This is a genomic window from Bacillus sp. 2CMS4F (assembly GCF_023161785.1).
Lineage (GTDB): Bacteria > Bacillota > Bacilli > Bacillales > Bacillaceae > Bacillus > Bacillus halotolerans.
In genome coordinates, this window is record NZ_JALNTO010000016.1 from 36094 (window position 1) to 48228 (window position 12135).

14 protein-coding genes are annotated in these 12135 nt (G+C 44.3%); 8 read left to right on the top strand and 6 right to left on the bottom strand.

All coding sequences use genetic code 11. From position 1 onward, the window contains the following. Positions 1-147: 147 nt before the first annotated feature. The 4 genes from edmS to pgsB are packed head-to-tail and all read right to left on the bottom strand — an operon-like array spanning position 148 to position 3136. Positions 148-315, bottom strand: a complete 168-nt coding sequence (edmS, locus tag MTN95_RS18390; RefSeq protein ID WP_010332114.1) for an extrachromosomal elements maintenance protein EdmS — start codon at positions 313-315, stop codon at positions 148-150. A 14-nt stretch (positions 316-329) separates the two neighbouring features. Next, the gene (gene pgsA / locus MTN95_RS18395; protein WP_101865001.1) at positions 330-1472 is read right to left on the bottom strand and encodes a capsular polyglutamate synthetase PgsA; all 1143 of its coding nucleotides are present in this window, start codon (positions 1470-1472) and stop codon (positions 330-332) included. A gap of 18 nt (positions 1473-1490) precedes the next feature. Continuing rightward, complete coding sequence (pgsC, locus tag MTN95_RS18400) at positions 1491-1940, bottom strand: poly-gamma-glutamate biosynthesis protein PgsC (protein ID WP_010332116.1); 450 nt, start codon at positions 1938-1940, stop codon at positions 1491-1493. 14 nt (positions 1941-1954) lie between these two features. Beyond that, positions 1955-3136: a poly-gamma-glutamate synthase PgsB gene (gene pgsB, locus MTN95_RS18405; RefSeq protein ID WP_248339634.1), complete on the bottom strand. Its 1182-nt coding sequence runs from the start codon at positions 3134-3136 to the stop codon at positions 1955-1957. A gap of 798 nt (positions 3137-3934) precedes the next feature. On the opposite strand from pgsB, the gene MTN95_RS18410 reads away from it, so the two are divergent. From MTN95_RS18410 to MTN95_RS18445, 8 genes are all read left to right on the top strand, one after another. Next, a complete protein-coding gene (locus tag MTN95_RS18410; RefSeq protein WP_105954049.1) occupies positions 3935-4924 on the top strand; it encodes a LacI family DNA-binding transcriptional regulator in 990 nt (329 codons plus the stop codon). Next, entirely contained in the window at positions 4917-5798 is an 882-nt protein-coding gene (gene rbsK / locus MTN95_RS18415; RefSeq protein WP_248339637.1) for a ribokinase, read from the top strand. The genes MTN95_RS18410 and rbsK overlap by 8 nt, the downstream gene beginning before the upstream one ends. After that, entirely contained in the window at positions 5795-6190 is a 396-nt protein-coding gene (gene rbsD / locus MTN95_RS18420) for a D-ribose pyranase (protein WP_248339639.1), read from the top strand. Before rbsK ends, rbsD begins: the two co-directional genes overlap by 4 nt. Positions 6191-6204: 14 nt before the next feature. Then, positions 6205-7686 carry a sugar ABC transporter ATP-binding protein gene (locus MTN95_RS18425; protein ID WP_248339641.1) on the top strand — a complete coding sequence of 494 codons (1482 nt, stop codon included), beginning with the start codon at positions 6205-6207 and terminating at the stop codon, positions 7684-7686. A 1-nt stretch (position 7687) separates the two neighbouring features. After that, positions 7688-8659, top strand: coding sequence for a ribose ABC transporter permease RbsC (gene rbsC / locus MTN95_RS18430; RefSeq protein ID WP_024123073.1), 972 nt, complete (start codon positions 7688-7690; stop codon positions 8657-8659). 11 nt (positions 8660-8670) lie between these two features. Continuing rightward, positions 8671-9585 (top strand): ribose ABC transporter substrate-binding protein RbsB, encoded by a 915-nt coding sequence (gene rbsB / locus MTN95_RS18435; RefSeq protein ID WP_248339642.1) that lies wholly within the window; start codon positions 8671-8673, stop codon positions 9583-9585. 111 nt (positions 9586-9696) lie between these two features. Beyond that, a complete protein-coding gene (locus MTN95_RS18440) occupies positions 9697-10233 on the top strand; it encodes an SH3 domain-containing protein (protein WP_024123075.1) in 537 nt (178 codons plus the stop codon). Between the two features lie 164 nt (positions 10234-10397). Further along, positions 10398-10694 carry a DUF3892 domain-containing protein gene (locus MTN95_RS18445; RefSeq protein ID WP_024123076.1) on the top strand — a complete coding sequence of 99 codons (297 nt, stop codon included), beginning with the start codon at positions 10398-10400 and terminating at the stop codon, positions 10692-10694. Between the two features lie 41 nt (positions 10695-10735). On the opposite strand, the gene MTN95_RS18450 is transcribed toward MTN95_RS18445, so the two are convergent. Next, positions 10736-11263, bottom strand: coding sequence for an NAD(P)H-dependent oxidoreductase (locus MTN95_RS18450; RefSeq protein WP_044159591.1), 528 nt, complete (start codon positions 11261-11263; stop codon positions 10736-10738). Positions 11264-11361: 98 nt separating this feature from the next. Further along, entirely contained in the window at positions 11362-12129 is a 768-nt protein-coding gene (gene budA / locus MTN95_RS18455) for an acetolactate decarboxylase (protein ID WP_227598616.1), read from the bottom strand. Positions 12130-12135: the final 6 nt, after the last annotated feature.

Genomic DNA, 12135 nt, shown 5'->3' on the forward strand with positions numbered 1-12135 from the left:
CCTCCTCTATTTGCAGTTTTAACATCGGTATTTTTCTAGATATGTTAAGAGACTTTTTGATATTTTTACAGAATGAATATGCTGGCTTTCGAAATGGCAAATAAAAAAAAGAGAATGTCTCGTAAGACATTCTCTTTTTTTATTGTGTTATTTAGCGGCGTTTGCCGTTTCTTCCTGCTGTTGAATTTTATGAATTTCTGTATCGATTTTTTGCTTTTCCTGATCAGTCAGCTGATCGTTGAATTTGAAAGCTGACATAAACATAAACACGACTGCAACGGCAACAAACGGCCAGATGGCTTTGACAAATTTCATCTTATATCACTCCATTATTTAGATTTTAGTTTGTCACTGTGATCGACATCAAAAGTCAGTTTTCCGTCTTCTACTTCCCATGCGAAATTAGAGTCTTTCGTCAGTTCGCGAATAATTGTTTTCTGTTTCAGACTGCCTTTTTTAACCGGGGCAGGTGTCGCTTCATGGATATCAATCGGCGTTACCTCAAAGTGTCCCGTTCCGTTTTTCTTCAAATGATACTGCACCAGCGCACTGTCTCTGGTTCTTGTCCAGCCTTGGTCAAACACAAAGTTCCCCAGACTGTAGAAAATGACGGTCCCGTTATAGACTTCGATCGGTTCAAGGACGTGCGGGTGATGGCCGACGATAATATCGGCACCTGCATCAGACATAGCTCTTGCCAATTGGCGCTGACGGTCATTCGGATCATTATCATACTCTTGTCCCCAGTGTGACTGTACAACTACGACATCAGCATGTTTTTTCGCTTCTGAAATCATAGGGATAAAGACTTCCGGATCTGCGGGAAGCACGCCCGGTGTATTCTTTTTAGCCGCGAAACCTTTGCCGGATACATCCGTGAATCCAAGGGTTGCGATTGTTACCCCATTTACTTCTTGATATGAGATATTCTTTTTCGCATCGCTCAAGCTGTATCCAGCCCCAACGATATCGAGGTTATGGTTCGAAAATTCTTCAAGTGTATCTTTCATACCCTGTGCGCCGTAATCCATGGCATGGTTATTCGCGCCGTTAAGGACCGTGAAATTCATATCCTTCAGGACTTTTACGGATTCCTTGTTTGTCTGCAGATGAATTTCTTTTTCTGCTTCCTTATAGTTCTTTTTATAAGTTACCGGGTTTTCAAAGTTTCCGGCTACGTAGTCTGATGCTTTAAAGATAGGCTCAACGTATTGAAAAATACTGCTTACCCCTTTTTGTTCCGTTACTCTCTCAACATAGCGCCCCATCATAATATCGCCTACAAATGAGGCTGAAAGAACGTCATCTGAATAGGTTTTAACCTTTGGCGTCTCTGCTTTGCCTGCCCACATAAAAGCAAACATGAGGACAAAAACGATCGGAATCGCGATAAATACGTGCTTATTGGTTTTCTTTTTTTGCTGTTTTGTCAGCTTCAGCAGCTTTTCGTGAAAGCTCAGTTCTTTTTTCATCGTTTGACACACCTTACATTAAATTAAGTAGTAAACAAACATGATAGCAAAGGTCGCTCCGCTTAATAGCAGCGTGCTTCCGAACGTAATTGTTAATCCTTGTTTCTGAATGGTATTGGCAATTAAACCTGGCACGATAATGCCGATTCCTCGAAATTCTGCGATTTCAAATGGTACAATCGGGTATAGAAAATCAAAGGCAATTTTCAGGACGATCCCTGTGATCAGCATGGCAGCGAATTTTCTGCGTCCATACAAAATCATAAACTTGGATAAACCGAATTTCACAATGACATAGGTGAGCAAGCTGACTAATAATACGAGTAAAATAAAGACCGGCTGATTAAACACAAGTCCTAAATACCCCGGTACAACAAGCCCTGCCGGCACAATCCCTGTTTTTTCCGCAAAAATTAAACTGAGTAGTACACCTAAAATTAGTGCAATGTATAAATCTGATCCGAACATGTCTGCATTTCCTCCTAGCTTACGAGCTGCTTAACCTTATATTCGTGGATTTTTTCAATTAACGGCTCTGCGGCACCATGAATGTTGCCGATGCCATATATGACACGGTTGTGCATTCTTTTCTTTAACAATTCCATAATTTCTTCCGTTGATTTGTACTCTAGATCATGCAGTTTGTCTGCAGGAATTTTACCTTCTTCATAAGCTTTTACGATTGGTTCTGTTGTTTCACCGATTAAGATCAGTTCACTTGCTTCAATATAAGGCAATACGTCATTTGCGAATTGCTGTGTCCGATCCACACGGTCTGCGCGGCAGTTCATAATGATGATCGGATCATCGGTCGGATAACCGATTTCTTTTACGCGTTTCCATATATTCAAAGTAGAAGAAGCGTCGTTTGCGGCAAACCCATTAACAAAGTGCCCAGGCTCGCTCGGACTGATCAGCGGAAGAATTCTCATTGCTCCCGGATCTGGCGGCGCATTCAGCATTCCTTTAAACGCTGTTTCTTCATCAATGCCGAGTGCTTGAGCCACACCCAATGCGAGAGAAGCGTTATCAGGGAATACCATATATTCAAATTTACGAAGATATTCATCAGTAATTTTCGAGTTATCAGCAATGATGACTTTTGTGTTTCGCTCTTTGGCTTTTTGTTTAAAGAACTCGGTATATTCACTATCTGTAATGACAAGGTGGCCATTATAAGGAATAGTAGCGGTAAACGCTTCTGCAATTTCATCAAGCGTCGGCCCCATGACATCCATATGATCTTCCAGCACGTTTACGATGACACCGATATTAGCTTGAAGAAGTTCTTCCTGAAAGATAATTTGATAGTCCGGATTAACGGCCATACATTCACTGACGAGGGCGTTGGCTCCTCTTTCTACCGTTTCTCTCATGACTTCTTTTTGTTCGCCGATATTCGGTCCCTGAGGTTTCCGTTTAATCGGCTTTTCCTCCGGTGTATCCCAATAGATCATTCTTGCATCCGTTCCTGTCGTTTTTCCGACAGTTTTGTAACCGGCTTCTATTAATATTCCGGTTGTCAGCCTTGTCACAGTGGACTTTCCTCGGATGCCGTTAATATTCACTCGAACAGGGAGGGCATCAATGTTTTTCTGATGTCGCCGTTTTTCTAATATTCCGATGACCAGTATGACAGCACAGGCTATAATGAGTAACCACATTGCTTATCGACATCTCCTTCTATATTGTTGTAAATTCATTCATCAGTATATAGAATCACTATGAATTCTCAATCGGCATTATGTAACATAATCTCCCCTAATCTACTGAGCCAAACTTCTCTTTTGAAAGAGATTTTGTACCTACAAAGTGTTTTCTATTTTTGGAAATCGACAGGACTTACATCTTATCGATTTTTTCAATACCGAAAACGAATGCGCTTTCATTTACCAAATGATTTCCTTCTGGACGTTTAGTCACACCTTGGATGTTCAGTTTAATATGCATTTCAAATCAATCTTTTTTCCGGCCCGGTATATCAGGCTTTTGCTGATACAATGCGTGTTTCCGGTTCTTATGAACATAAAATTATTTCTGCCTGTTTCTTAAGGATAAGGTCATAATGTCATCCTTTCTGCACGGAATAGACAATATTAGGCCCATTCCAAATTGACTAATGGCCCCTGCAATAAAAACGGCAAACAAACAGGTCCAGGTTCTCTAACATAATTAAACATTTTCTGGGCGGATAGTCTAATCTGTTTCATCCTATTTACAGGTCTAATCGCATGACTTTGAAACAATTTTAATAAAACTTAATATTCGTTCATGAAATGTTCATCCAGATTTGTGAAGACTTTGTCAAAAAAAGCGTGAATATCTTTAAATTCTCATATTTATACACCATTTACAGTTCGGTTTGCTATATCGCCATGTTTTATTTTTTTCTTATTGCCAATAACGGAATGTTCATGATAATCTATCTATGTAAACGGTTACACAAATGAGGAGGAGCTGTGTTGGCTACAATTAAAGATGTCGCGGGAGCCGCGGGTGTCTCAGTTGCAACGGTCTCCCGCGTCCTGAATGACAACGGCTATGTACATGAAGAAACGAGAACACGTGTGATGGCCGCCATGGAGAAGCTGAACTATTATCCGAACGAAGTCGCCAGATCTCTTTATAAAAGAGAATCCAGGCTGATCGGGCTTTTGCTTCCGGACATTACAAACCCTTTCTTCCCCCAGCTTGCCCGCGGCGCGGAGGATGAATTGAACCGGGAAGGCTATCGGCTTATTTTCGGCAACAGTGACGAGGAATTAAATAAAGAACTTGAATACCTTCAAACCTTTAAACAAAATCATGTCGCAGGTATTATTGCTGCAACAAATTATCCGCATCTTGAGGAATACAGCGGCATTGATCAGCCAGTCGTTTTCCTGGACAGAACACCTGAAGGCGCTCCTTCTGTATCCAGTGACGGACATACCGGAGGAAAATTAGCAGCGGAAGCAATTGTTCATGGAAAAAGCAAACACATTACGCTCCTGAAGGGCCCTGCTCACCTGCCGACTGCCCAAGACCGCTTTCACGGCGCTCTAGAGGTATTACAGCAGGCGGGTGTTGATTTTCAGATCATCGAGACGGCGTCCTTTTCTTTTAAGGATGCACAGGCACTGGCAAAGGAGCTGTTTGTCTTATATCCTGAGACAGACGGGGTAATTGCCAGTAATGACATTCAAGCAGCGGCTGTTTTGCATGAAGCTTTGCGGCGCGGGAAAAAAGTGCCCGAGGATATTCAAATTATCGGCTACGATGATATTCCCCAAAGCGAGCTGCTGTTTCCGCCGCTGTCAACGATTAAACAGCCGGCATATGACATGGGTAAAGAAGCGGCTAAACTTCTTTTGAGCCTCATAAAAAAACAGCCTCTCGCAGAAACGGCGATTCAAATGCCCGTCATGTATATAAGAAGAAACACGACAAGAAAGGAAGAAAACGATGCGTAATATTTGTGTGATTGGAAGCTGTTCTATGGATTTGGTGGTCACCTCAGACAAACGCCCAAACGCGGGCGAAACCGTACTGGGTACTTCATTTCAAACTGTGCCGGGCGGTAAAGGCGCGAATCAGGCTGTTGCCGCCGCCAGACTCGGCGCCAATGTTTTTATGATTGGCAAGGTTGGTGACGATCATTATGGAACAGCCATCATGAATAATTTAAAAGCAAACGGTGTACGCACCGACCATATGAAACCGGTTACACATAAAGAAAGCGGCACCGCCCACATCGTGCTTGCCGAAGGTGATAACAGTATTGTCGTCGTTAAAGGCGCAAATGATGAGATCACCCCATCTTATGCGATAGACGCTCTTGAAAAACTTGAAAATATCGATATGGTTCTGATTCAGCAGGAAATCCCGGAAGAAACGGTTGATGAAGTGTGCAGATACTGCCATTCTCACGACATCCCGATCATGCTTAACCCGGCACCGGCCCGCCCGCTGAAGCAGGAAACCATTGACCATGCCACCTATCTTACGCCGAATGAACATGAGACGGCGATCTTATTTCCGGAGCTGACGGTTTCTGAAGCATTGGCGCTTTATCCGGCGAAGCTCTTTACCACTGAAGGCAAACAAGGCGTGCGCTATTCATCCGGCAGCAAAGAGCGGATCATCCCTTCCTTCCCTGTTGAGCCTGTCGATACAACCGGGGCGGGTGATACGTTTAACGCGGCTCTTGCAGTGGCCCTGGCGGAGGGAAAAGATATTGAAGCTGCATTACGGTTCGCAAACCGCGCCGCTTCCCTATCTGTATGTTCTTTCGGCGCTCAAGGCGGGATGCCATCCAGAAAAGAAGTAGAGGAGCTGCTGTCATGAAAAAACACGGTATACTGAACAGTCATCTTGCTAAGCTATTGGCTGACCTAGGCCATACTGACAAAATTGTTATCGCTGATGCAGGGTTGCCCGTTCCTGAAGGCGTCCTGAAAATTGATCTCTCACTGAAGCCGGGTTTCCCGGCTTTCCGGGATGTAGCCGCAGTGCTGGCAGATGAAATGGCGGTTGAAAAAGTAATTGTCGCATCCGAAATAAAGGTATCCAATCCAGAGAATGCGAGTTTTATAGAAACCCTTTTTTCTGAAGAGGCAGTTGACTGCCTTCCCCACGAGGAATTTAAGGAGCTGACTAAAGAAGCTAAAGCTGTCATACGAACAGGAGAATTCACACCATACGCCAACTGCATCCTGCAGGCGGGTGTGCTTTTCTAGAAAGGAGGACCGATATGCAAATCGAAATGAATGACATTCATAAAGCATTCGGAAAAAACCAGGTGCTTTCAGGTGTGTCTTTTCAGCTCAAGCCTGGCGAAGTTCACGCACTGATGGGAGAAAACGGCGCCGGCAAGTCCACCCTGATGAACATCCTGACTGGTCTGCACAAACTGGACAAAGGACGGATCACCATAAATGGTAACGAGACGTATTTCTCCAATCCGAAGGAAGCTGAGCAGCACGGAATCGCCTTCATCCATCAGGAACTGAATATCTGGCCGGACATGTCCGTACTTGAGAATCTATTTATCGGAAAAGAAATGTCAACGAAATTTGGTATTTTACAAACCAGAAAAATGAAAGCGCTAGCAAAAGAACAATTTGATAAACTATCCGTCTCTCTTTCACTTGATCAAGAAGCGGGTGAATGCTCCGTCGGACAGCAGCAGATGATTGAAATCGCAAAAGCGCTCATGACAAATGCCAAGGTGATCATTATGGATGAACCTACCGCGGCTTTGACTGAACGGGAAATCAGCAAGCTGTTTGACGTCATTACAGCTTTAAAAAAGAACGGTGTTTCCATTGTATACATTTCACATCGAATGGAAGAAATTTTTACGATTTGCGACAGAATCACCATTATGCGTGACGGAAAAACCGTTGATACAACAAACATTTCAGAAACCAATTTTGACGAGGTCGTGAAAAAAATGGTCGGACGTGAGCTGACGGAACGGTATCCTAAACGCGTCCCTTCACTCGGAGACAAAATATTTGAGGTGAAAAACGCCTCCTCAAAAGGAAGCTTTGAAGATATCAGCTTTTATGTCCGTTCCGGTGAAATTGTCGGCGTTTCCGGTTTAATGGGAGCCGGACGAACAGAAATAATGAGAGGACTGTTTGGCATTGACCGGCTCGATTCGGGTGAGATTTGGATTGCAGGAAAAAAGACTGCTATTAAAAATCCGTATGATGCTGTGAAAAAAGGGCTCGGTTTTATTACGGAAAACCGTAAGGATGAAGGACTGCTGCTCGACACATCGATTCGGGAAAATATTGCGCTGCCCAATTTGGCCAGTTTTTCTCCAAAGGGCATCATTGATCACAAGCGGGAAGCAGAGTTTGTAGACCTTCTCATAAAACGCCTGACCATCAAAACGGCTTCACCAGAAACGCACGCGCGCCATTTGTCCGGCGGCAACCAGCAAAAGGTCGTGATTGCCAAATGGATCGGTATCGGCCCAAAAGTGCTCATATTGGATGAGCCGACAAGAGGCGTGGATGTGGGTGCGAAACGGGAAATCTATACGCTGATGAACGAGCTCACTGAACGCGGTGTCGGCATCATTATGGTGTCATCAGAGCTGCCGGAAATACTCGGGATGAGTGACAGAATCATCGTCGTCCATGAAGGCAGAATCAGCGGAGACATCGAAGCGCGTGAAGCGACGCAAGAACGAATTATGACACTTGCCACGGGAGGGCGGTAACATGAAAACGGAACAACTGAAGCAAACAAAACAAAAACAGATTCACTTCGATGGCGTCATGCAGAAGCTCGGCCCGTTTCTCGGTTTATTTATTCTCGTTATGATCGTATCGATTTTAAACCCGAGCTTCCTGGAGCCTCTGAATATTTTAAACCTGCTTCGGCAGGTAGCGATTAACGGATTGATCGCATTCGGCATGACCTTCGTTATTTTAACTGGCGGCATTGATCTTTCTGTCGGGGCTATTCTCGCCCTGTCCAGCGCCTTAGTCGCGGGTATGATTGTATCTGGTGTCGACCCGATTCTCGCCGTCATCATAGGCTGTCTGATTGGCGCTCTTCTCGGGATGATCAACGGACTGTTAATCACAAAAGGGAAAATGGCCCCTTTTATCGCGACGCTTGCGACCATGACTGTCTTCCGCGGACTTACCCTTGTGTATACAGACGGAAACCCGATCACAGGGCTTGGCACTAACTATGCCTTTCAGCTGTTCGGCCGCGGTTATTTCTTAGGAATTCCAGTACCTGCAATTACAATGGTTCTCGCCTTTGTTATCCTTTGGGTGCTGCTACACAAAACGCCGTTCGGGCGCCGGACATACGCAATTGGCGGCAATGAAAAAGCGGCACTCATCTCAGGCATAAAAGTCACACGTGTAAAAGTCATGATTTATGCTTTAGCCGGTCTATTATCCGCCCTTGCCGGCGCGATTTTGACTTCCCGTCTCCACTCAGCACAGCCGACAGCTGGAGAATCATATGAACTGGATGCCATCGCGGCGGTTGTCTTAGGCGGAACGAGTCTTTCCGGGGGCCGCGGGCGCATTGTCGGAACGTTAATCGGGGTGCTGATTATCGGCACACTCAATAACGGACTCAACCTGCTTGGCGTCTCATCATTTTATCAGCTGGTTGTTAAAGGGATTGTCATTTTAATCGCGGTATTATTAGACCGCAAAAAGTCAGCATAGGAGGGTTTTACATGAAAAAGGCTGTATCCGTCATTTTGACGCTGTCACTGTTTGTATTGAGCGCCTGTTCGCTCCAGCCTCCCCAATGGGCGAAGTCATCAAACTCAGATAAGAAAAAGGAATTTACCATCGGCTTGTCGATCTCAACGCTTAACAATCCCTTTTTTGTTTCTTTAAAAAAGGGAATTGAAAAAGAAGCGGAAAAGCGCGGAATGAAGGTCATCATCGTCGATGCACAAAATGATTCCTCCAAGCAGACAAGTGATGTGGAGGACTTAATTCAGCAAGGCGTTGATGCCCTGTTAATTAATCCAACTGATTCTTCGGCTATTTCAACGGCAGTAGAGTCTGCAAATTCGATCGGTGTGCCTGTCGTCTCCATCGATCGGTCCGCTGAACAAGGCAAAATAGAAACCCTCGTGGCTTCAGACAATGTAAAAGGCGGAGAAATGGCCGCAGAGTTCATCGCAGACAAGCTTGGAAAAGGTGCTAAGGTAGCGGAGCTTGAAGGTGTTCCGGGTGCCTCCGCTACACGGGAACGCGGTTCAGGCTTTCACAAAATCGCAGATCAAAAGCTGGACGTTGTCACAAAACAATCAGCTGACTTTGACCGCACTAAAGGCCTGACTGTCATGGAAAACCTGCTCCAAGGACACCCGGATATCCAAGCGGTTTTCGCTCATAATGATGAAATGGCGCTTGGAGCTCTCGAAGCGATTAACAGCTCCGGCAAAGATATTTTAGTCGTCGGTTTTGACGGAAATAAGGATGCCATTTCTTCGATTAAAGACGGTAAGCTCTCAGCCACTGTCGCTCAGCAGCCTGAATTGATCGGTAAACTGGCAACGGAAGCAGCGGATCAGATTTTACATGGAAAGAAAGTTAAGAAAACAATATCAGCGCCTCTGAAACTGGAAACGAAATAATAATGCCAAGGATCAGATCTTTATCTGATCCTTTTTTATGTTTAGCAACCGGCCAAAACGTGAAAGGAATAATAGAAATGATTATTTCTCTTATGTGAGGAGAGGAACGCAATGAACAAACCCACGAAAATACTGTCTACACTTGCACTTGCAGCCGGAATAACTGCGGCTTCTGCCGGCGGCGCAAACACAATTCATGCACAACAGCCAGAAACAAACGTAAGCATTGATGATTTATACAGCTATCCGATTGATTCATACTTGGTTTCAGCAGAGGCTCTGAATGTCAGAACAAAGGCCTCCGCTTCAAGCGCTAAAGCCGACACACTCCATCTGGGCGACAGCTTAAAGCTCATTTCGTTTTCAAACGCTGATTGGGCAAAGGTTCATTACAAAAACGGAAAGACAGGCTTTGTCTCCACTCATTACATTGTAAAGGCAGCAACAACGGTAAAAACCAAAACAAAGACGAAAGCATATACATCCGCTGAAGGAAAAAGCATCAAGACACTCCCGGCTAACACAAGCGTATCTTTTTTAGGCTGGAGTAAAACAAAAAAAGGCGGCTTTGACTTTGATTGGGTCTATGCAGATTACGGCGGTAAGACAGGTTATATCAAAACAAAGGACCTGCAGATGACAAAATAACCGAAAGGGATTCCGTTTACAGAACGGAATCTCTTTTTTCTTCGCTTTATGGATTGAATTGTCGCATACGACAATATTTCTCAGGAAATATTGTCGTATGCCGTGTCGAAACCTATACATGATCAACAGCATTTTTGTTTACGTTAAAGGATGGAGGTGGAAAAATGGATCAATTTGAAGCGGCATATGAATCGTATAAATCCAAGCAAACAAATATCGATCAGCCAGTTGATACGTCCGGAAAAGAAGAAATTATCGCGGTCAGAAGAAATGAGGAAGACAATATTATCGCGGTGAAAACGAACACAGGAAGAGAACTGGACTATCCCACTGCGCTATCGGAAGCAAAAGCGGGAAAGATCGCTCACGTTGATGTATTTCATAAATACGGACGTGACATTTTACGAAGTGAACCAGACGGCATAAAGGATAATAACCTATCTGAATTACCCGATTTTTAATAGAGAAAGCCCTGTCCCAATCCGGACAGGGCGTTTCTTTTTTAAGAAAAAGGCTGCTGGATATAATCAGCTAACCGTTTTGCACTGATCGCAATATCCTCAGCATTTGCGTATTTCACGCCATAAAACACATATGGCGGGAGATATGTCATGCCAATCAGATTGCTTGTCGCCTGAAACGGCTTCAGGAGCTCACTGATTGAATAATGATTCCCTCCGCCCGCCTGATACTTTTCCGCTTCGCTTCCTGTGGAAACAGCCAGCATCAGCTCTTTGCCATGCAGAGCTTTCCCTTCTGACCCGAAGGCCCAGCCGTATGTCAGCACAAGATCCTGCCATTTTTTAAGAAGCGGCGGAGAGCTGTACCAATAAAGCGGGAATTGGAACACAATGCGATCGTATTGCTCGCACAGCTGCTGCTCTTTGGCAACATCAATGGCTTCATCCGGATATTCCTTATAAAGCTCCCGTACAGTGATATTGTCATGTTTACTTAATTCCTCTGCCCACGCCTTATTGACGACTGAGGTTTCCATTTGAGGATGAACAGCCAAAACCAGTATTTTCAATGAGACCCACACCTTTATCATTTTAATGTTATTTTAACTAAAATCAGGTAAAGTGCCAAATAAAAAGCAAGCCCTGCACATGTGCGGGCTTGCTTTTTTTATTCTGGGCTTCCTTCAGTCGTTTCGATATCTTTGGCGAAATCCGGGTTATCCAGATTGGCATTAAAGAAATCTGCTGTATTTGGAAGTCTGAGATTCATGTTCATTTTTTGAGAAATCGTAACCGTGCAATCCTCAAGCACATAATCAAAGACGTGTCCGCCTGAATTTCGTCCTTCGTCAATAAAGTGCAGGTGATAGCCAGAAACGGCGATTCCGTTCGCATAAGCAGGAGTCAAGAAACCAACGATTGTGCCTCTGATGTTGTCGAAGTTGAAAATCGGCTGTGTTTTAACCGCTTCAATCATTGGCACATATGGTTTTTCTTGCAGTTCCACCGTTCTTGTCTGCACTTTTTTAAACAATCCGTCAATCCGGATGGCATAAAATAGGTTTTTACTTGGCAGAATGCTGTTGATTTCTTTTTCAAATTCTTCACGTGTCATTTTCGCATCAATTTTGTGCGTCATATCCGGTGTAAAGAACGTAAATGAGCAAAACGGAGAGCGGTCTCCGCTTTGCACAGGCGTCGCAGTGCCATCGGAACGAAGACGGTAAAATTCGCCGTCAAATCCAATCAGCTCTCCATCAAGCTTGTTAAAAGTCCCGATACCGAAGTCTCCGTATTTCGGAATATCTGACAGTTCAAAATCGCCGTCATATACCCCGTCTAAAAGAGAAGTCATTGTTGATACTTGATAAACTTGGCTAACGGGCTGTTCTTTTTTGCCGCGGCTCAGCATTTGAATGTTGCTTTCTTGTTTCATATTCCC